Origin of the sequence: Chroococcidiopsis sp. CCALA 051, from assembly GCF_003015105.1 — a bacterium.
GTDB lineage: Bacteria > Cyanobacteriota > Cyanobacteriia > Cyanobacteriales > Chroococcidiopsidaceae > Chroococcidiopsis > Chroococcidiopsis thermalis.
In genome coordinates this window covers 1-20,964 of record NZ_PYCI01000032.1, presented here as the reverse complement: position 1 = coordinate 20,964, position 20,964 = coordinate 1, and the positions used below count along the sequence as shown (strand labels likewise).

Genomic DNA, 20,964 nt, shown 5'->3' with positions numbered 1-20,964 from the left:
AGCTAGTGCTAGCTTGGGTGTTATTGTTTTACGGTTAAATCGAGAATGGCAATCATTGCGCTCAAAGCTTGGTTTCTAGAAAAATACGAGCCAGTTAAAGAATTAGAAAAACGCACTCACGATTTGCGATTGAGTAAGAATAGTCTGTTGAAATCGGGATTGAGAGCTGATTTTTTAAACGACAGCGAGGAAGTTAAAAAATCGGCATGGTTTCAGCGCTATTTAGAAGGAGAGGCTGTCGAGTTTTATATTGAGGGTAGCGGTGGTTACGTTATCTCGAATATTGACTTAATTAGTCACGAAATTTACTTTACTAAGCAAGCAGTATCTGCTCTACAAGACCCGACAATTTTTTTATCTTACCAAATAGAATATAGCGCAGCTAGCGAAGTTTTGCGAGAAGGATTGCAACAAGCCCTAGAAACATTAAATAAGCGATCGCGCTTACCTATATCCTTAGTAGAATCTTATCGTTCTAAAGAGAATCCGCTCCGGCTCAATCGCCAAATGCTGCTCAACATTCGTAAAAGTTTACTATTTATTGCCGATAGTACGCCAATTACGAGTATTTCTCAAGAGGACAGCAATCAGTTAATTCCTAGCCCTAATGTTTGCGTAGAAATTGGCTATGCGATTCAAACAAAACGTTCCGAGCAAATTTTACTCGCACACATGCAGCGAGATTTAGAAGGACAATTACCCTTCGATTTACCATCTTTACAAACTCTACAATTTAAAGATAGTAAAGAATTAAATAAAATTTTGCCCAAAACAATTGAAACCCAATTACAGAGATATAGTTTGTTTTCCTAATTTGTTTCTCTACACGAAATTGCGATTCGGATATGAGGGGCGTACAGATGTACGCCCCTCTGTCATAGGGAGGAATTCTCTACTTGATGTTCGGTTTTCACATATTGAGGATTTTGGCAAGTAACTGTTACTTTTATTTACATAAAGTTACACCACTTAAAACGAGGTAACAGGGATGACTATTCTAATTGCACTATTGGTAATCGGTTGGGTAGCAGCTTCTGTCATCGGAACCCAAGCATATTTTTTAGGAGAGCAAAGAAAACCGATCCACGATCGCAACTGGCGTAGTAAGTCTTTTGAAAAGTTAGCCAAATCTATCACTGGTACTGATATAGATTACAGCGATCGCACTCCGGCATACCGGATGGATGCTTATACGAGCAATAATTTACCTGGTTAAAAATGTAGAGACGTTCCATGGAACGTCTCTACATTTTTATAAAGGATGGTTACAAAGGACGATAAACGCGGTAGTTGATTTCGGGGAAGATATTATCCATTTGTTCTACCTTCTCCAACCAGCCGCTGTCGATTTTGCCGATTTTGACATCCTCGTAGAGCTTATTAAAGCGCATCAAGTGCGATCGCGTCCTTCTCACCGCATAAGGAACCATCGTTCCCGTTCGCATGATAAACGCCCAGTCGGAAGACTGCGCTAGTAACAACTCTCGCGCTGCCTGATTCAACGCCTTCCATTCCAACTCATCAACGGGTTCGCGGTAGGCAATTTCAATCATCCGTTCGGCGGCTTTGTGGAGATGCGGATAAATCCAAGCATTAGTCTCGTTCAACCAATATTCGTGAAATCCTTTGTAACCCCAACTCGACTGCGAAGGACGACACACTTGCTGAGTCGGGTTTTCCTGTAAATAATCCGCTAAGTGCGTCATTTGATAAGTCTGCTGGTCATACCAAGACTTACGAAATAGGTAATCGATAAACCAAGGACCTTCATACCACCAATGCCCGAATAACTCCGCATCATAGGGCGAGACAATAATCGGCGGACGGTGCATAATGCCGTGTAAATGTCGAGCCTGCTGTTCGCGGTTGTACATGAAGTTGCCAGCGTGTTCTGCTGCCTTTTCCCGCGCCCAGTAGGGGTCATAGAGTGCTTTATCGCTCAACCCCAGACCGCGACCAGTGATTTTATGATATTTAATCCCCGTATTTTTCCGCTGTCCGTTGGGCATGATATAGGGCTTGATGTACTCATACTCGGCTTCCCAACCTAAATCTTTGTAAAATTCGCGATATTCAGATGCGCCAGGATAACCGACTTCTGAAGACCAAACCTGCTGAGATGATTCGTGGTCGCGACCGAAAGCAGCTACCCCAGTCTCGGTAAATATGGGCGCGTAAGAACCAAAGCGAGGACGAGGGCGGGCGTAAAGAATTCCATGCCCATCGGTGAGGAAGTAGCGCAAGCCAGCATCGGCTAACATTCGCTCTAAACCCTCATAGTATGCACATTCAGGTAACCAAATTCCTCTAGGAGGTCGTCCGAAAGTTTGCTCGTAGTGTTCGCAGGCGACTTGAATCTGCGCCCAGACTGCCTGGGGATACATCTTCATCAACGGTAAGTAGCCGTGAGTAGCGCCACAAGTGATGATTTCTAAGTTGTTGCTGTCTTGAAACTGCTTAAATGCCGTGACTAAATCGCCGTTGAAGCGTTCCCAGTATTGGCGAATTTGATTGAACTCACTGACGTAATGTTCGGCAAGGTAGCGAATGTGACCGTTGTGAGCGTTACGTTCTGCCTCTAGCTCCACTAACTCTTCCAGCTTAGCTAAATGAGCGTCAAACCGTTCTTGGAGTAGAGGATCGCGCAGCATTGACACCAAAGGGGGTGTCATGCTCATCGTAATCTTAAAGTCGATTCCGTCTCGTTTTAATCCTTCAAATACCAGCAGTAAAGGGACGTAGGTTTCCGCGATCGCTTCATAAAGCCATTCTTCCTCCAGAACGTAGTCACTTTCTGGGTGGCGCACGAAGGGTAGGTGAGCGTGGAGGACAAGAGCGACATAGCCAATAGCCATAATCAGATTTAGAAATGTAAAGTGAACGGGTATCGCAATGAAGGAACCAGGGAAAGTCAAGTCGTTTTAACAAATTTTATGCCGAAAGCGGGATCGGAAGCGTAGCAAAAGTGCGAGATGATAAGAAAATCTAAAATTTCTAGGTAAAGATCGATCCCCTAGCAGAGTCCATAGAATCTTACACCTTGGGGGGGATAGCAAGCCAATCGCTTTTTCGTTAAAACCACAACAGGTAAAGTTCGTCTCAACAGTGGTGAACAATGGACGATAATTCGCGACAGTCAGCTCGATCGCCAGCCTCAGTTGAAGAAGTTAAAGTGCAAGTCACGCCTTCTCAAAACAATCAGGCAATGGAGGTGCAGCCAGTCTCAGCTTCCAGAGAAAAAGCGGCTGGTGAATTGTCGTCCTTTTCTAAGACATTAGGTCAAGCAGTAGGAGCGATCGCCCAACTGCCAGAAGCAGCTTTACAACAAGTCCACAATTGGCTCTCTCCAGCGACGACAAAAGCTGGAGAAGCGATCGAGTGGGTAGGGAATAACTGGTTCGTGCGACGGATTAGTCGCTTCCTCAACCTCAATTGGTTGATTGGGGCAACCGACAGTGTAGATTTAGCCAAAGCAGAAGCAGCCGTCAAAAAACTACAGCAAGAGCATCCCGAAGAGTCTCCCGAACAAATCGCTCACCGAATTATGGTGGAAAAAGCTACCCGTGCTGGGGGTATAGGACTTGCTACCAGTTTCTTGCCAGGGGTAGCACTGGCACTTTTAGCAGTCGATTTAGCTGCAACCACCCAACTGCAAGCGGAAATGGTGCATCAAATTGCTGCTGCCTACGGACTCAGTTTAAAAGACCCTAGCCGCAAAGGAGAGGTATTAACAATTTTTGGCTTGGGACTGGGAGGCGGTCGGTTACTAAGGCTAGCGGGTTTAGGGGTATTACGTAACGTCCCTTTTGCTGGAGCGTTTATTGGCGCGAGTTCTAACGCTGCCATGCTTTACTCGTTAGGATACGCTGCGTGTCGCTTCTATGAAGCCAAATTGAAGTCGCCAGAAACCCTTAACTCCAAAACAGGAATTGCTCAACTCGAACAGCAAAGCAAAAAGTATCTGGAAACGGCGATCGCCCAAGAAGCGGTAATGGATCGAATCTTAGTCCACATGATTCTCGCCAGTCACCCAGAAAAAACTTGGTCGGAAATCCAACCACAGTTAAAGCAGTTAAATCTCAGTCCTTCTTCCTTAGAGGCAATCTCCAGAAATATTCAGTCACCCCAACCTTTAGAGGTGCTTTTAGAGCAGCTCAACCGCGACTTTGCGATTCCCTTATTGGCTCAGTGCTGCCGCATCGCTCGCTTGGACGGACGCAAAACACCTGAAGAAGACCGGATAATTCAGGCGATCGCGACTAAATTTGACCTGAACTTAGAGCAGATTGAGTCAAAGCTTGAGACTCCCTAAAGAGGGTAGGCAATGCCTACCCTACTGTGACACAATTATGCCGGAGCGATTGAAAAATCTGGTGGGCAATGCCCACCCTACTGTGACACAATTATGCCGGAGCGATTGAAAAATCTGGTGGGCAATGCCCACCCTACGGTTACAAAATTATGCCGTAGTTATTGAGAGTAAATTTAAACTCCAGAATCAGGCGATCGCTCTTTTGAGGCAGAATTCCTTTGTGAAAGCAGGAGGGGTCTTCGGCAAAACCAACCCCAGCGCGATCGCAAATTGTCACGATATTTTTGTCACCGTAATATTCTTTAATTTCACTATCTTCTCTTTCTCTCAGTAGCGAAAACTGGTGACTTAGCTTTTTATTTCTATGACTGCCTTTCACACAAACGTGGGGACCACCCAATAGATCGACATCTGTGAGATAGAACATGAATTTCACACAGGTGTAATCTTCCAGATCGTAGTGAAACTGATAAAAACCTTGAGCGCGACCCTCAGCGGGTGCATCGTTCACAAAAGTCCACCATAGCTGGGTGCAGGCAAGCATTGGTTGACTGCCAAAATATTTTGCCGCAATTTCCCACAGCTTCCGATCTCCTGCTAATTTCCTAATTGCCATACATTGAGATGTAGGCTCAAAATTGTAGCCGATCCTAAAACTTTTGCCAGATTTCATTTCTTGCACTCTTCGATTCGCCAGCGAGAACGGAAATTGTAAGTCTCCATTTCCGTAGTATGTCGCTGTTCTGGCAAAATCTAGAATCTCTTTGAGTATATGTGGTGGGATCGTAATCCCCAAATGCAAACCATCGCTGTTTAAAGCTTTAACCGCCCGATCTGGATCGAGCTCTGTAAAAACAGAATTTTCTTTAAGAAAATCAATTTTTATAGGTTTTTTAGTTAAGTGCAACACCAAAAAACGAATAATCTGAATGCGGCTAAATGCAAACATCAGCAACCACTGCGGCTGCTTGAGCGAGATTGCCGAGTATTGTAAAAACCTCCGTTGCAACTTCAGCCATAGTTTTTGAGAATTAATTAGTGAAATCATTTATTTTCGTGAATTCCCTACGATCTTCTAATAACTGCATGGCAAGAGAATACGATTGCCTGTTGCTACTACTTCTGAGCGGTACGATCTAGCTTAGAGGTGACGCAACATAACACAATGAAATTGAACTAAAATGAGGTTGTTGTGCCAACCCAGACATTCGTGAATTGCTTTGAAATATTAGCTTGATGGAGATTCGGAGTCAGGTGTTAATTTATGGCTACACAACCCGCCGCTGAAATTTCGTCCTACTCAATGAGAATCGGGGTTAAATGAGCAATAAGTAATGTTAAACGACTAACACTGTAAGTATAAAAGACTACTAAAAAATAATAATAGCTATACCGATAACTTTACGATCTTTTTAAATAAATCCAATGCTCCGGATACAAATCATAAGATATTGTAAAGACAATAGTTCAATCTATCCGGTAATTTACGGTAATTATGGCGTGTAAATTCTAGCTGTACTTTTCACTATCATTCAAGGCAATAGAAATCGCAATTGAAGTGCAAAACCATAAATTAAGCAGTGCGGCAGCTAGAAAATCGAATCGCGATCGAGATAACTTCAGAAATCAATTTAGGAAGATTTAGAGGGGCGATTACCTTGTAGTCGAGAGCAAAACTATCAAAACTCTGTTCTTTTCTTTTTGACTTTTGCTTCACAATCCCTGTATTTTTCAGTAAAATTCATCACAAAAACCAAATAGAACAATCGATACAATTACATCAAACGAGCAATTAAGAGGTAAAAAAATGCTGCCTGAAATTACGCAAAAACTCTTAGCAGCAAAACAAGAAAAAGGAATGTCCTTTGTCGATTTAGAAAAAGCAGTCGGTAGGGATGAAGTTTGGATTGCCGCAGTCTTTTACCGTCAAGCTAGTGCTTCTCAGGCAGAGGCAGAAAAGATTTTATCGGCGATTGGGCTACCGACGACATTAGCACCAGAACTAACAGAATGCCCGCTCAAAGGTTTAGGTCCAGTCGTACCGACAGATCCGCTCATATATCGCTTTTATGAAATCATGCAAGTGTATGGAATGCCACTCAAAAGCGTGATTCATGAAAAATTTGGCGATGGCATTATGAGCGCAATTGACTTTACTTTAGATGTAGAGAAAGAAGAAGACCCCAAAGGCGATCGCGTCAAAGTGATCATGTCGGGAAAATTTTTACCATATAAAAAGTGGTAAAAATTCAGTTATCTAATTGATAACTGTTCACTGGTCACTGATAACTGTTACTTGAGGCAAACGTCCTCCTAAACCAGTCATGAGTTGTAAGGCAGATCGCTTGACAATAGGTACGCGCCGCAAAACCCACAAGCCGAATTGACGAGCGATCGCCACGGGTAAATAATTATTCGAAAACGTCCGATCTAATAAATCGGTAAAACCCAAAACCATTGAATTTTCTCGCTTGCGCCAGCGTTCGTAGCGTTTGAGTACCTGCAAGCTGCCGAGATCTTCTCCTTGACGAGTGGCTGTTTGTAGCACTTCAGCTAAAGCCGCAGCATCGCGAATTCCTAAATTCAAGCCTTGTCCGCCCACGGGATGACAGCAGTGAGCGGCATCGCCCACCAGTGCCAGACGCGGCAACACATAGCGATCGCTTTGCATCAACTGCACCGGAAACATAAAGCGATCGCCTTCTAGTTGTAGTTCTCCCATTTGAGTACCGTACCTACGGGTGAGTTCGGCGAGGAACTGCGCGTCATCCAATTCCAATAAAGCTTTTGCTTCGGCATGAGGAGCAGTCCAAACAATGCGACAGCGATTTCCTGGTAGGGGTAAAATAGCGAAAGGTCCGCTCGACCAGAATTTTTCATAAGCCGTGTTGTTGTGGGGTTTTTCTGGCTTGACAAAAGCGACAATACAAGACTGCCAGTACTGCCAGCCCCAAGTTTTAATTCCCGCATTTTGACGAATCCGCGATCGCGCGCCATCCGCCGCCACCAACAACCGCGTGCAAATTTGCCGTGACTTACCCGAGACATTGAGTGTCAACTCGACTCCGTGCGATTGAAACTCAGTTCGTACCAACTCTACCGGACATAAATAGTCAACGTTGGAGCATTCGTGCAAAAATTCCTGTAAAGGCGTTAATAAAGCTTGGTGTTCGGCAACGTAACCGATCGCCTCCTTCCCCAAATCTTTTGGGTGAAACTCTACCACATTGGGGCGATCGGCATCGGAAAGTTTGACATGGTGGAACGTTTCAATTCCAGGCAGAATTTTATCCCAGACACCGATTGCCGATAAAATTAGTCGCGAAGACATGTGAACGGCGTATGCTTGCCCCTTCATCGCTGCTACGGAGTATGGCTTTGCTTCAATGAGTGCCACCCTCAACCCCGAATTTTTCAAGGCACAGGCAAGGGTTAAGCCCACAATTCCACCACCGACGATCGCCAAGTCGTAGTCAAAACCGTTATTGGGTGCGATCGCTTGCGGAGGTGAAACTGATTGCGAAAGTTGCTCGAACGCCATGTCTAACAAAGTATATCGAGTTGATTAAGAATATTTACTTATCTTCATTTTGCCGCGAATCCGCAGGGTAAGCAAGTCATGATGCAGTTAGAAGTCAGCAGTTAGCTGCGATCGGAGGACGCAAGCTTGATAGTGTTAAACTTCGGGGCTTACTGCTGTTTTAGGTTTTGAGAGTTGCGCGATAAATTCAGTCTGGGATGGGAGTGATGGCTATACCGACGGCAAAGATCTGGACGTTTTGGGTTTCGAGCCGTATAAACAAAAAACAGAGCCGAGCGCTCTGCTGTACGTAGGCTACCATGATGAAAAACGCTGTGAGTATCGACCAGTATCACTGTACCCGCAGCTCCAACACATGATTTCCATGCAGATCTAGGGACGAATTGCTCCATCTTTTCATTTTTCAGACCGGAAAAACCCGTGCGGAAAATCTGATAATCGATCCGAAATCTTAGCCAAGCAGCGGCAGTGACGGATTTAGGAATGTATTCAAAAGGTCCATGCTCTCGGTCAACATCACTCAAATATATGATGACTTTGATACTGCGGCGATCGTCTCCATCCTTATGCCATAGCATCGCGCCAAACTGCTGTGGGTGACTGAATTCTCGTCGCAACTGGATACCTTGAAATTTAATTGGTAGACCGATATAGTTTTGAACGATGTCAAGCAGTCGCCGTTCGTTTCCCCATAAAGAGAAATCTGTTAATTCTGATAGGGTGTAGATTTGAAGCGGAGATTTTGCCGCACTCCGATCGCGTTCGGGTTCGGTACAAGACAGAACTTCGCTGCAAGCATCAACCATCTGTGGAGTGGAAGCAAATCCCAACTTTTCTAAAGAAGTCACGTAAACTCCCTCTTGCTGCAACCGATCGACAATTTGTCGATCGGCTAGAGAAAGTGCGGGCAGTGACTTGGCATATCTTTTTAACGCTAGTCTGTAAATGAATTCAGTTTTTAATTGCCAAACCTTATATCCAATCTCCTTGAGCATTAGGCGTACGATTAAAATGGAAAGAAATAAACTTGCGTATAAAATAATACTATAATCTTTGGATCTGTCAAAGTAGCGAAAATATTTTAGATCCAAATAGATCTCGTCTCTATTGATAGAGCGATCGCCAATATTATGATCTGAAAAAGGCTTTTATGATTTACGACTTCTCACTAAAATCGCTCAAAGCGGCACTTGACTAATTAATCATTACCGTATAGGTGCAGAAAGATTGATAGACTCTTTTAGCTAAATGAGATACACGTGAAATACATACTTAATCGGAACGCGCAGCCGTGCGTCCCGATTAATTTTCTTTATAAGCAAGTCTCTGGACTGCAAGTCGCGCTCGTGGTGTAACTTTTTCATCTGCTCAGAAGCTCAGCTCTCTGCTCGTACGCTCCCTGCTATAGACTAAGCAAAGCTCATTGCCATTAACCGATCGCTCATGTCAAAGTTAGCGGTAGCGTTCTGCACGTCATCCAAAGATTCTAAAGCATCGATTAACTTCAAAAGCGATCGCGCCTGTTCTGGATCGGTAAGTTCTATTGTATTACTGGGAATCCAACGCAATTCTACTTCGTCTACAACAAAACTTTTTTCTTTCAGCTTCTGAGTTAGAGCTTCCAAATTGCCGATCTCTGTCATCACATCAGCCGAGCGCCCATGCTCATCCTCGTTAATTTCATAGGATTGCGCGCCACCTTCTAGAGATGCTTCTAAAAGTTCGTCTTCATCTATTTTGCCAGAAACCAGCGCGACTCCTTTGCGCTCGAACATCCAACTAACGCAGCCTGTTTCACCTAAATTTCCCCCATTTTTACTAAAGGCAGCTCTCAAGTCGGCAGCAGTACGGTTGCGGTTGTCAGTCAAAGCCTCAATCAAAATCGCCACGCCACCAGGACCGTAACCTTCATAGCGAATTTCTTCTAAATTGGCAGAGTCTTCATACGTACCCGCGCCTTTAGCGATCGCTCGCTCGATATTTTCATTTGGAATGCCTGCTGCTTTGGCTTTCTCTATCGCTGTTCGCAACTGAAAATTTCCTGCCGGATCGGGTACGCCATTTCTCGCCGCCACAATAATTGCCCGCGACAATTGCGTAAATGTTTTCCCCTTGACGGCATCAACCCTTGCTTTTTGACGTTTAATGTTCGCCCATTTACTGTGTCCTGCCATAATTGCTTCTATTGTCACACTCTGTCTGAAGTTGGAAAACTTGTGACTATTATCACTCTCGATCGTTGTTTCCATACTTCAATCTCACTGCCCACAAGAGACTCGGGCATTGTATGTAATACCTCTACATAATGTTAGCGAGTGAAGTAGCAATAGAGACTATTTTTTTAACAGTAACAGATGCTAATGGAATAGCTTAGCGATCGAGGCATGTATAAATTAACCCATGAGAATCAGTGCTGACCAAACTGTGAAGAAACTATTTTCCTCATTTACATTTCTTTGCATCTATCTATGGTTAAATTTACAATGTTCCCTTACTCCATTAGCGTTAACAAATGCCGTTGTCGAGGCAAGACCCTTTGAAAATATGTTTTGAAGTAGCCATCAATGGACAAACAGAAACCATTAATAGCTATTTTTCGCTGAATGGAGAATTAGTCTTGACGTAGCACAAATCAGACATTTTTTAACTATTTATTCCCGATATTGAGAGGAATTAATAGAAAAACAGAATTCGAGCTTTGATGAGACTGGAGTTGAATGGATGAAAACTGTAGGTGCTAGTGTTCGTTGGGTACTAGCGGGACGTGGCGCGACTGCTGCTACCTTGCAAACACTGCTGACGAAGATATTGATTTTAGCTGCTAATACATGTACGGGTGCGATTACAGCACGTATTTTGGGACCTGATGGGCGAGGCGAACAAGCAGCGATCGCTCTGTGGCCCCAATTTTTAGCCTTTACTATGACTTTGGGGCTGCCAATTGCTTTACGCTATTATCTCAAACGCAATCCAGAGCAGGAATCAGAGATTTTTTCTGCTACCCTCGTCCTGGGTACGATATTAGGTATAGTGGCAGCGATCGCAGGGATACTTTTCATCCCGCAGTGGTTAACTCAGTATTCGCCAGAAGTCATCCGCTACGCTCAATGGTTTATGGTGCTGTCGCCCATAATCATGCTGACAACTATTTATACCGCAGCACTGGAAGCAGATTACAATTTCAAAACTGCCAATCAAGCACAATATCTGCAACCGTTAACAACATTAGTTATCTTGACCGGACTAGCAGTTTCAGACAACCTCACTCCTTTTACTGCTGTCATTGCTTATGCATTTCCCAGTCTCCCGATATTTTTTTGGCTATCGCGTTGCGTATGGCAGCGCTTTCGTCCCCGTTTAAGCGGGTTGAGAAAATCTTACCAACGTCTGGTGAGTTATGGTTTGAGGGCATACGGTATCGATCTAATCGGTACGCTATCAGTACAAGTGGATCAAGCGCTAGTGATCAATTTGTTAGCACCCGAAGCTATGGGAAAATATGTGATTTCCCTGAGCTTATCCCGGATGCTGAATCTGTTTCAGCATTCGATTGTCACAGTGCTGTTACCTAAAACAGCAGCTCGTCCCATAGCAGAAGTTGTTGCTGTAACTGGGATGGCAGCGCGTATCAGCACAGCTCTAACTACTATGGCAGCTGCGATTTTATTTATAGTAGGACCGATGCTGCTCAACTTGCTTTACGGTGCTGAGTTTATGGGAGCTGTCCCTGTATTTCGCATTCTGGTAGTGATGACTGTGGTTGACGGTAGCGTCTGGATACTGGCACAAGCATTTATGGCATTAGGAAGACCTGGAACGGTGACACTTCTGCAAACAATTGGCTTGGGGCTGAGCGTTCCCTTCCTGTTATTACTCGTGCCTCGGTTGGGATTGCAAGGTGCGGGTTGGGCTTTACTCTGTTCAACCGTAGTCCGACTCGTATTTGTCTTGGCTTGCTATCCGCTCGTGTTAAAAGTTCGACCCCCAAGCTTGCTAGCAAAGCGATCGGATTTTTACATACTCAAGCAAAAAATGGTGCATCGGACGTGAAGCGATCGCAACTCTGTTAACTCACCACTGAGGATTGGTCAAAATTAAAGACTCTGCGGCTGCTAAATCTAGGGGTTTAGAAAATAAATATCCCTGTGCTTCTTCACAATCTAATGCATGTAAGTGTTGTAAATGAGTTGGAGTTTCCACGCCTTCAGCGATCGCTTTAATTCCTAACTGGTGAGCTAGGGAAATAATTGTGGCTGCAATCTGACGAGATTTGCCACCAGTTCCAATTCCACTGATAAAAGCTCGGTCTACTTTTAAATAATCAATTGGAAAACGATGTAAATAGCTGAGAGAAGAATAACCCGTACCGAAGTCGTCAATACTCAGGCGAATATTTCTCGCCCGCAGTTGTCCGAGAACGAAGATCAGTTCTTCCACGTTGTCCATGAGCATACTTTCGGTCAGTTCTAGGTTGAGACTCTCGCCGGCAATTTCCGTTTCGGTTAATATGCGATCTATCTTCTCCAGAAAATCGGGTTCTCGCAATTGTTTCAGCGAGAGGTTAACGCTGATTTTGGCGGGTGGATGAGAAAATTTAGTTTGCCATTGTTTCATTTGACTGCAAGCTGTGAAAAGCACCCATTCACCAATCGGAACAACTAATCCAGTTTCTTCAGCAATCGGGATAAACTGGGACGGAGAAATCAAACCCCGTTCGGGATGCAGCCAGCGTAGTAGCGCTTCAAAACCGATAATTTTACCTGTATCTAAAGAGACGATTGGCTGGTAATTGAGGTGAAACTCTTGTCCGACTGCTGCTTGACGCAGATCGTTTTCGATTTGCAGCTTTTGGATTGCTTCAGCATACATAGCTCGGTCAAAAATTTCATACCGCGCTTTACCTTGCTCTTTAGCACGGTACATGGCTATATCTGCATCTCTCAGCAGCTCTGAGCCTTGTTGATAGTGAGTTGCACTCGCAGCGATACCGATACTAGCACCGATAAATATTTCTCTGCTTGCGAGTTGCAGTGGCGATCGCAATTGGGTGTGAATTCGCTCGGCAACTCGAATCGCATCATTAATATCTTGAATGGGGTCGAGGAGAATGATAAATTCATCTCCGCCTAAGCGAGCCACTGTATCTGTGGAGCGGACGAGTTGTTGTAGCTGATGGGCGATCGCCAATAGCAATCGATCGCCTACCTGATGCCCTAAACTGTCGTTGATCGTTTTGAAACGGTCTAAGTCGATAAATAAAACGGCAAATAAATGGTCTGGATATCGTTTTACCCGTTGTAACGCCATTTCCAAGCGTTCCATCAACAAGGTACGGTTGGGGAGATGGGTTAAGGCATCGTGCAAAGCACTGTAGACTAATTGCTCTTGTACTTGATGGCGATCGCTAATTTCTTGTTGCAACTGTCGGTTGACTGCCTCTAGTTGCAGCGTTCGCTGGCGAACTCTTGCTTCTAGTTCTTGGTTAAGCCGTTCGATTTCTATTTTGGCTGCACGTAATGCCAATTGATGTCTGACTCGCGCTAACACTTCCTCGGCTGCAAAGGGCTTGGTAATGTAATCAACTCCGCCAACTGCAAAGCATTCGGCTTTATTGGTTGCTTCATCTAAAGCACTAATAAAAATCACTGGAATATCTTGAGTTGCTGGATCGGCTTTGAGATGACGACAAGTTTCAAAGCCATTCATTCCTACCATTACTACGTCTAATAAAATTAGATCTGGTAATGTATTTTTGATTTCCAATAAAGCATTTTCACCGCTGTTTGCAACAGAAACTATAAACCCAGAGTGGTGTAAGATTTTAAACAAACCTTTAACATTGAGCGGGCTGTCGTCAACAATTAAAATAGAAGATCTCTGATTTATATCGACCATTGCAGGAAATAGCTATGATTAGCTAGCTATTAGCAGTTAACTTTGAGGATAGAAAAAATAACTAAATTTTTGACAGTCGTGCTTTTATCGTGACTTAAGCAAGAGTAATTTAGGTATGCGTACAATGAAGAATTCGATGAAGATTTGAAAAATATGGATTTGTTTCACCCTTGAGACTTGGATAATTTTTTTTAAATTAAAATTAACTAACAGAGAAAATCGCGATCGCAAGGTACAGGTAGGAGCAAATGAGGGATGACGACCGACAGCGGCATGAAGAAATTCGGCTACGTGAAGCAGAACGGCGAGTGACGCTGGCTAGCCGTAATGCTACTGTCAGCAAGCTGGTACAAATTATTTACTTCCTCGCCGGAGCGCTGGGGATGCTGCTGTTGTTACGAATGATTTTGCGGCTGTTTGGGGCGAATCCAGATAATACATTTGCTCAATTTATCTATAATCTCTCCGAGCCTTTTTACGCTCCAGTTGCTAACCTATTCGGTACGCCAAAGTTTGGTAATTCCCAGGTGTTTGAAATTAACGCGATCGTGGCAATTGCAGCTTACGCGATTCTTGGTTGGTTGGTAGGAAGATTAGTTTGGTTAATTGGCAGTAGGACAGAATAATTTGGGAGTCGGGAGTCGTAAGTCGGAGGCAAAATTCACGCATTCGCGCATTCAAAATTGGGACAAGGGAGACAAGGAGGACAAGGGGGACTTGGGCGCAGGAGAGAAGAGAGCAGAGGAGCTGAGGAAGCAAGGCAAGTCACAAGTCATAATTCACAAGTGTTTCACGCCTGAGCGCACCACGCCTGAGCGCACCACGCGCCACACACCACTCACTACACCCTGCGCAGAGCGCACCTCACCCTTTAAAATAAATTTAGAGGATATTGCAAAAGAGAGCTGTCTGTAAATGCCTAAGACTGTTGCCGATGTCATGACCCGCGACCCAATTGTGGTGCGTCCAGAAACCTCACTGCATGATGCAATCAAGCTTTTGGCAGAAAAGCGTATTAGTGGTTTACCCGTGGTAGACGATGCAGGCAAGTTAATCGGTACGATTTCAGAGACAGATCTGATGTGGCAAGAAACAGGAGTTACTCCCCCGGCTTACATCATGTTTCTTGATAGCGTGATTTTCCTGAAAAATCCGGCTCAATACGAACGAGACTTGCATAAAGCGTTGGGGCAGACGGTGGGAGAGGTAATGAGTCAAGATTTGATTACCGTTGCTCCTGATAAACCATTGCGAGATGCAGCACAACTGATGCACGATCGCAAGATCCCGCGTTTGCCAGTCGTCGATCCTAGCGGTAAGGTGATCGGAATTTTGACTCGTGGCGATATCGTACGCGACTTAGCAGCCAGCGACCAGTGATTCAGTTATCAGTTATCACTTATCAGCGTAGAGACGTTGCATGTAACGTTTCTACAAAGTAGTCAGTGAAGAAAGTCATTAGAGAGTAGGGCAGGGAGCAGGGAAAATTACTTCTCGTCTTCTAGATTTTAACTTTTGACTTTTAACTTCTGACTTCTGACTTCTGACTTCTTGCCCCTAAAAAATGGTAAGAGTAAATACAAATTACCAAATACAAATAACAAATTCAAAATGGCTGTTAGTCCAGAATCGGTAAAGCAATTACTCGATTCGCAGGATTTGGGCGATCGCTTGCGGGCGATGAATCAAGTTCGCGAATTGGAAGATAAAGGAGTTGCGCTGGAGTTGGCGCTCAAGGCAATTGATGACCCCAACGCCAGAGTTCGCTACTCGGCAGTAAGTCAGTTGGACACTTTGGGAGGACAAGATTTAGATACTAGTTTAAATGTATTGCGCGATCGCCTACTTAACGACCCCGAACCAGACGTACAAGCTGCTGCGGCTGACTGTCTGGGAGCGCTGAAGTTAACTGATGCGTTTGCAGATTTAGCGCAAGTCTATCACAGTACGCCCGAGTGGTTAGTGCGGTTTAGTATTATTGCAACTCTAGGCGAATTGGGCGATCCGCGCTCTTTTGACTTATTAAAAGAAGCATTGGAATCGGGTAGCGAGTTAGATAAAACTGCGGCAATTAGCTCTCTGGGAGATTTAGGCAATCCGCAAGCAATAGAATTACTAGTTCCTTTTGCTACCAACCCCGATTGGCAAATTCGCTATCGCGTCGTGCAAGCTTTAGCTAAATTGGGCGGCGAACAAGCTCGGACTCTGATCGAGCAGTTAGCAAAAGATGAAGTTGAAGCTGTATCTCAAGAAGCAAAAAATAGTTTGTAGTAAAATTTGTTTCTAGGAAGTTTGGCGAATAAAATTCGCAGCTATATAGACAAAATCTGCTTAAGCAGATTAAGAGATTGAATATGTTTCAGTCCGCGCAGGCGGACTTTGTTTGTGTAGTCGCGAATGATATTCGCTCAAACCACTATACGGCAACTGCGAGATAACGTACTACAAAAACTCCAGCAGAACAAACAGCTGCTCTTGCTGACACATATTGCCTTTTACGAGAAAAATATCGAGCGGGTGCTAGAATTATTTCCCCAGCTCAAAGAGTGGGAGCAGTCTAGATTTCGCCAAGCCCTAGCCAAGGCAATCGAAACTACCCATCCCCAAATGGCGATCGCGCTTTACAAACAATTAGCTACGCAGGCGATCGAGCAAAAAAATCGCTCTGCCTATCGAGAAGCCGTCCAACATTTACAACGAATCAAGGCTGTCTGTAAATCGTGCAACACTCAATCTGATTGGACGGGCATCACGCAACTGCGCTCTCAATACCCTACTTTACGGGCGTTACACGATGAGTTGTCCAAAGCAAAACTGTAATCAGCAGGTGAATAGTGACTGGTGGCTGGTGGCTGGTGACTAGCGGCTTCTTAACTTACGACTTACGACTTATATTCACTTTTGCAACATCTATGTTGTTAAAATGCTAGAAACAATGCTTCAGCTCTTGTAAACAAAACTTAAAGATTCGTCAAGAAAGGTTATGAACACAACAGAAAACAACGCTCTATCGACTGAGAAAAGCCTAGAGGCAATGTGGCAGTTCTCCCAGACTTACGCCAAGCGCACGGGAACATATTTTTGCGCCGATCCTTCCGTGACAGCTGTAGTAGTAGAAGGGCTTGCCAAACACAAAGACGATCTTGGTGCGCCTTTATGTCCCTGTCGCCATTATGAAGACAAGGAAGCAGAAGTTCACGCAACTTTCTGGAATTGCCCTTGTGTACCAATGCGCGAACGTAAAGAGTGTCACTGTATGCTGTTCTTAACTCCAGACAACGACTTTGCTGGAGAACAACAGGACATCGATTTAGAATACATCAAAACCGTGCGAGAAAGCATGGGATAGAGAATTCGGAATTCGGAATTCGGAATTCGGAATTGTAGGGGTGGGTTCACCAAAAATATCTACTTCCATTAGAAAAAGTAGACAAACCCGCCCCGATTTAACAATTGCGTGTGAGGTATAAAATCTTGAATCAAGAGGAACCAGAGGAGTTTTGGCAGGGTGTAGAACAGTTCAATCAAGGGCAGTTCTACGCCTGTCACGATACCTTAGAAGCCTTATGGATGGAAGCAACTGAACCGGAAAAAACTTTCTACCAGGGAGTTTTACAAGTTGCTGTAGGGCTTTATCATCTGGGTAATAAGAATTGGCACGGGGCAGTCATTTTGTTAGGAGAAGGCATTAAGCGGCTAGACAGGTATCCTAGTGCTTATAGCGGGATTGATGTTGATGAATTGATAATTTCAAGTGCCGATTTATTAAAAACACTGCAACAAGCGGGTGTAGAAAAGGTGAGAACTTGGCAATTGGGGAAAGATGCAATCGCCACAGGAACTTCTACCTTGCCCCTGCCGAAAATCGTACCAGCTGAGTCAGAGATTTTGTAGGCAGACTTGACTACTCACTTCTACAAATATTGAAACAAGTCAGCAAAACCGTAGAGGCTGAGGATAAATAACAGTACGGCAATAACTTGGGTAGGACGCGCTTGGTAGGTAGGGGCGATCGCCTCTCGTATCCACATGGAAGCCGATACCCCGATTAAGTAACTCCAGGCTAATGCTTGATAAGACCAATGGGGTGAAATTAGCCAAGTCCCCAATAACATCGTTGCCAACAATAACATCAGCATTTCGATCAGCTGGGGTGGATTGTGCTGACAAGAAAAAACTAGGGTGTTCCACCAAATAAGCCAAATTCTCATAGGCAAGTCAAAAGTCAAAAGTTAAAAGTCAAAACTTGTAGGGGCGGATTTTGACTAAAAATTACAGCTAAAGCTGTTAATCTATTTGATAAAGCCGCCCGTACACAAATTAAAATATTTGATCGTGGGGAATTTAAGGCTAGCGATAGCGTCCGCCTGCTTGTCCAATACCATTAGCTTGCGCTGTTTTCTCTGACATTTCATCCGTCGCTGGTTCAATGCCAAACACGCGGCTAAATGCCTTGTCTACTTTGTATCCAGAATCGATCGCCTCTAAGGGGTCTTTCCGCAGTCTGTGACGCAGGCATAGAGTAATGACACGACGAATATCATCTACTGTGACTTCAGTACGACCTTCAAACGCCGCGATCGCTTTAGCTGCGCGGTTGGTTACAATGTCACCCCGCAAGCCATCAACATCAAGTTCGGAGCAAACTTCAGAAATTTTTACCCGCAGATCGTAATCCATTTGTACTGAAGGTAACAACTCTTGAGCCTTAATCAGCTGTTGTTGTAAAGCTTGTTGCTGTGGCTGATATTTGTCAGAAAATTGCAGTGGGTTTTGGTCGAAATCCGACCTTTGTTCCACAATTTGTACCCGCAAGGCTGGTTCTTTTACAGTATGAATTTCTGCGTGCATTCCGAAGCGATCGAGTAGTTGAGGGCGCAATTCACCTTCTTCTGGGTTGCCAGAACCAACGAGAACGAAACGGGCGGGGTGACGGATTGAAATGCCTTCCCGTTCTACAGTATTCCAACCACTGGCGGCGGAGTCTAGCAATACGTCTACAAGGTGATCGTCAAGTAGGTTAACTTCATCGACGTAGAGGATACCGCGATTTGCCTTTGCCAGCAGTCCTGGTTCAAAAGCTTTGACACCTTCAGATAAGGCTTTCTCAATATCAATCGTGCCGCAAACTCGGTCTTCTGTCGCTCCCAATGGCAGATCGACCATAGTAATTTTTTTCTTAGCGATGGGAATTTCTGCACCTTGTTCTAACAGTTGCCGTGCTGCATCGCCCATCAAATCGGGATCGCTAGGATGGCTGTTAAATGGATCGTCCGCCACAACTTCAATCTCTGGCAATAGGTCAGCTAAAGCGCGGATCGTGGTAGATTTGCCAGTACCGCGATCGCCCATGATCATTACCCCGCCAATTTTCGGGTCAATAATGTTGAGTAAAAGGGCGAGTTTCATTTCGTCCTGACCCACAATAGCGGTGAAAGGAAACACGACACGACGAGCAGCGGTAGCAGTTGTCACGGGATTACCTATTAAAGTTTTTTCTTAACACCGTCTTTAATTTTGCCACATAATGCAGTGCCACCATTGACACGTAATGCAGTAATGCCAGTGACACGTTATGCAGTGCTAGAGCTTGCAGCAGGCAAATAGAATTCGCAGCTATTGACCAATGTAACGGCTTTGTGGAGCGTAATTCGTGACATTCCTCAGCAGATCTCTCGTGTCGGACTGCATGAAATACAGGCAGGCTATCTGCTGACAACCCCGAGGATAAACATCAAGCTGCGCGTAAGAGATAGAAATCGGTAACATAGTGTTTCTCATCTACCGCGCTCAAATTTGCGATTATACACCTGCTGCTATCCAACCCTACATCAAACCCCACGCTTTAAACTGGCGGTTTCATCCTCCTGGACAAAAAGTTTGAACCCACGCCGCGCCCTTTCCCGGAGTAGGTACAGCCACGAGCAATGAATTGGCGCTTTCAACTTGCAGCTAGTCACAAAAATTCATAATTTCAAATCCGAAATTATGAATTATGGGAGGTAGTTAAGAGTAAGACAACGGGAATTCTTATCACTGGAATTCTTGCAATTCTTCAGTATTTATATCGCGTTCAAAATCTTTCTGGAAATTAACTTTAGTAAGGAATCTACCACGTTCAAATTTATTTTATTTACACGTTCATCAAACACATATTACCTAAAGGAGAAACAACAAATGCAGCTTTCTTATCGTGGTTTAGTTTACACCAAATCTAATCGATCAGCTCCAGTAGTTACTAAGCAAGTAGCAGGAAAATATCGAGGTGTCAGCTTCGGTTCTCGTCCAGCCACACAAGCGATCGCCCCCCAACTTACTCAACAATTAAAATATCGTGGATTAGCTTATTAAAGTGAGTAGTGAATATAGCAATTCAAGTTGATTTGTAAACGTGTCCAGTGTAGAGACGTTACATGTAACGTCTCTACACGAGCAATTAATTTCACGATTCATCTAGGATTGCTATAGTAGCTAAGTCAACAACTAATACCCAACAATTAACACCCATTACCAATTACCCATTACCAATTACCAACTACCCATTACCAATGTTTATTGGCTAATAATTCCCGACCATTGAACTTTTTTCTGTTTGTCGCGACGATAGGAAAAGAAACGTTCTGGTTCTTGGTAGGTACAGTGAGGAGCGATCGCCACTTGTTCGGGACTAATACCCAATTGCTCTAATTGCAAGGTAATAACCCGCCGGATATCCAACCGGACTCTTTCTGGGTGAGAATCGGGAAATAGAGGAGAGTTGGGTATTTCAGCTAAACAGTTGAGAATTTCGGTTGTGGCATCAGTTGCAGTAATGCTAGCTCCAACTTCAGCTGCTACCTGTCGGGAAACCTGATAGACACTCCCCGCGATCGCAGGACCCAAAGCGACGCGCAAATCTTGAATTTTGCTACCTTGTGCTTGCAAACGCGCAATCGCTTGCGGCACAATTTTCATCGCCGTTCCCCGCCAGCCTGCATGAACGGCTGCAACTTGTCCGGTATGGCGATCGGCAATTAATACAGGCGTACAATCGGCACTCGCTACCCAAACTGCCTGTAGCGGCTGTTCTGTGAGCAATCCATCTGCCTCTGTGAGGGGAGTGGCTAGTGGCTGGTGGCTGGTGGCTGGTAAATAGGGTGTGGGGTGTAGGGAATTTTGAATTTTGAATTGCTTCCCCAACTCCCCCAGTTCTTTCCCCCCCAGCTCGTCCCTGCTC

At 44.5% G+C, this 20,964-nt stretch carries 21 protein-coding genes; 12 read left to right on the top strand and 9 right to left on the bottom strand.

Annotated elements, in window-relative coordinates:
• Positions 1-45 precede the first annotated feature (45 nt).
• Positions 46-813, top strand: a complete 768-nt coding sequence (locus C7Y66_RS10165) for a hypothetical protein (RefSeq protein ID WP_106545487.1) — start codon at positions 46-48, stop codon at positions 811-813.
• 175 nt (positions 814-988) lie between these two features.
• Complete coding sequence (locus C7Y66_RS10160; protein WP_015153083.1) at positions 989-1,216, top strand: photosystem II protein, Psb35-related; 228 nt, start codon at positions 989-991, stop codon at positions 1,214-1,216.
• A 49-nt stretch (positions 1,217-1,265) separates the two neighbouring features.
• Here C7Y66_RS10160 and C7Y66_RS10155 read toward each other — a convergent pair whose 3' ends face one another.
• Positions 1,266-2,855 carry a glycoside hydrolase family 57 protein gene (locus C7Y66_RS10155; protein ID WP_015153082.1) on the bottom strand — a complete coding sequence of 530 codons (1,590 nt, stop codon included), beginning with the start codon at positions 2,853-2,855 and terminating at the stop codon, positions 1,266-1,268.
• A 260-nt stretch (positions 2,856-3,115) separates the two neighbouring features.
• Here C7Y66_RS10155 and C7Y66_RS10150 point away from each other — a divergent pair, with 260 nt between their 5' ends.
• Positions 3,116-4,312 carry a hypothetical protein gene (locus tag C7Y66_RS10150; RefSeq protein ID WP_106545486.1) on the top strand — a complete coding sequence of 399 codons (1,197 nt, stop codon included), beginning with the start codon at positions 3,116-3,118 and terminating at the stop codon, positions 4,310-4,312.
• 139 nt (positions 4,313-4,451) lie between these two features.
• Here the strand turns inward: C7Y66_RS10150 and C7Y66_RS10145 are convergent, their stop codons facing one another.
• A complete protein-coding gene (locus C7Y66_RS10145; protein WP_106545485.1) occupies positions 4,452-5,360 on the bottom strand; it encodes a phytanoyl-CoA dioxygenase family protein in 909 nt (302 codons plus the stop codon).
• Positions 5,361-6,119: 759 nt separating this feature from the next.
• Between C7Y66_RS10145 and cynS the strand changes: the two genes are divergently transcribed.
• Positions 6,120-6,557 carry a cyanase gene (gene cynS, locus C7Y66_RS10140; RefSeq protein ID WP_015153079.1) on the top strand — a complete coding sequence of 146 codons (438 nt, stop codon included), beginning with the start codon at positions 6,120-6,122 and terminating at the stop codon, positions 6,555-6,557.
• Between the two features lie 27 nt (positions 6,558-6,584).
• Here the strand turns inward: cynS and C7Y66_RS10135 are convergent, their stop codons facing one another.
• The 3 genes from C7Y66_RS10135 to C7Y66_RS10125 all read right to left on the bottom strand — a co-directional run bounded on the left by C7Y66_RS10135 (position 6,585) and on the right by C7Y66_RS10125 (position 10,027).
• Positions 6,585-7,853 carry an FAD-dependent hydroxylase gene (locus C7Y66_RS10135; protein WP_106545484.1) on the bottom strand — a complete coding sequence of 423 codons (1,269 nt, stop codon included), beginning with the start codon at positions 7,851-7,853 and terminating at the stop codon, positions 6,585-6,587.
• Between the two features lie 149 nt (positions 7,854-8,002).
• Positions 8,003-8,848, bottom strand: a complete 846-nt coding sequence (locus C7Y66_RS10130; RefSeq protein WP_015153077.1) for a hypothetical protein — start codon at positions 8,846-8,848, stop codon at positions 8,003-8,005.
• Between the two features lie 414 nt (positions 8,849-9,262).
• Positions 9,263-10,027, bottom strand: coding sequence for a YebC/PmpR family DNA-binding transcriptional regulator (locus tag C7Y66_RS10125; RefSeq protein WP_106545483.1), 765 nt, complete (start codon positions 10,025-10,027; stop codon positions 9,263-9,265).
• Between the two features lie 547 nt (positions 10,028-10,574).
• On the opposite strand from C7Y66_RS10125, the gene C7Y66_RS10120 reads away from it, so the two are divergent.
• Positions 10,575-11,903: a lipopolysaccharide biosynthesis protein gene (locus C7Y66_RS10120; protein WP_106545482.1), complete on the top strand. Its 1,329-nt coding sequence runs from the start codon at positions 10,575-10,577 to the stop codon at positions 11,901-11,903.
• A gap of 21 nt (positions 11,904-11,924) precedes the next feature.
• Here C7Y66_RS10120 and C7Y66_RS10115 read toward each other — a convergent pair whose 3' ends face one another.
• Positions 11,925-13,748, bottom strand: coding sequence for an EAL domain-containing response regulator (locus C7Y66_RS10115; protein ID WP_106545481.1), 1,824 nt, complete (start codon positions 13,746-13,748; stop codon positions 11,925-11,927).
• Positions 13,749-13,996: 248 nt separating this feature from the next.
• Between C7Y66_RS10115 and C7Y66_RS10110 the strand changes: the two genes are divergently transcribed.
• The 6 genes from C7Y66_RS10110 (at position 13,997) to C7Y66_RS10080 (ending at position 17,642) form a co-directional block, all read left to right on the top strand.
• Positions 13,997-14,374, top strand: a complete 378-nt coding sequence (locus tag C7Y66_RS10110) for a YggT family protein (RefSeq protein ID WP_015153073.1) — start codon at positions 13,997-13,999, stop codon at positions 14,372-14,374.
• Between the two features lie 289 nt (positions 14,375-14,663).
• Positions 14,664-15,128 carry a CBS domain-containing protein gene (locus C7Y66_RS10100; protein ID WP_015153072.1) on the top strand — a complete coding sequence of 155 codons (465 nt, stop codon included), beginning with the start codon at positions 14,664-14,666 and terminating at the stop codon, positions 15,126-15,128.
• Between the two features lie 231 nt (positions 15,129-15,359).
• A complete protein-coding gene (nblB, locus tag C7Y66_RS10095; RefSeq protein ID WP_015153071.1) occupies positions 15,360-16,019 on the top strand; it encodes a phycobilisome degradation protein NblB in 660 nt (219 codons plus the stop codon).
• A 126-nt stretch (positions 16,020-16,145) separates the two neighbouring features.
• Positions 16,146-16,568 (top strand): hypothetical protein, encoded by a 423-nt coding sequence (locus tag C7Y66_RS10090; RefSeq protein WP_041462359.1) that lies wholly within the window; start codon positions 16,146-16,148, stop codon positions 16,566-16,568.
• Positions 16,569-16,731: 163 nt separating this feature from the next.
• A complete protein-coding gene (locus C7Y66_RS10085) occupies positions 16,732-17,097 on the top strand; it encodes a ferredoxin thioredoxin reductase catalytic beta subunit (RefSeq protein WP_015153070.1) in 366 nt (121 codons plus the stop codon).
• 125 nt (positions 17,098-17,222) lie between these two features.
• Complete coding sequence (locus C7Y66_RS10080; protein WP_106545480.1) at positions 17,223-17,642, top strand: DUF309 domain-containing protein; 420 nt, start codon at positions 17,223-17,225, stop codon at positions 17,640-17,642.
• A gap of 20 nt (positions 17,643-17,662) precedes the next feature.
• On the opposite strand, the gene C7Y66_RS10075 is transcribed toward C7Y66_RS10080, so the two are convergent.
• Together C7Y66_RS10075 and bchI are read right to left on the bottom strand one after the other, a co-directional pair.
• Positions 17,663-17,959 carry a hypothetical protein gene (locus C7Y66_RS10075; protein ID WP_015153068.1) on the bottom strand — a complete coding sequence of 99 codons (297 nt, stop codon included), beginning with the start codon at positions 17,957-17,959 and terminating at the stop codon, positions 17,663-17,665.
• Between the two features lie 139 nt (positions 17,960-18,098).
• Entirely contained in the window at positions 18,099-19,223 is a 1,125-nt protein-coding gene (gene bchI, locus C7Y66_RS10070) for a magnesium chelatase ATPase subunit I (protein WP_015153067.1), read from the bottom strand.
• Positions 19,224-19,925: 702 nt separating this feature from the next.
• Here bchI and C7Y66_RS10065 point away from each other — a divergent pair.
• Entirely contained in the window at positions 19,926-20,099 is a 174-nt protein-coding gene (locus C7Y66_RS10065) for a DUF4278 domain-containing protein (protein WP_106545479.1), read from the top strand.
• 201 nt (positions 20,100-20,300) lie between these two features.
• Here the strand turns inward: C7Y66_RS10065 and pgeF are convergent.
• A partial coding sequence (pgeF, locus tag C7Y66_RS10060) for a peptidoglycan editing factor PgeF (protein ID WP_233222611.1) occupies positions 20,301-20,964 on the bottom strand: 664 nt, incomplete at its 5' end.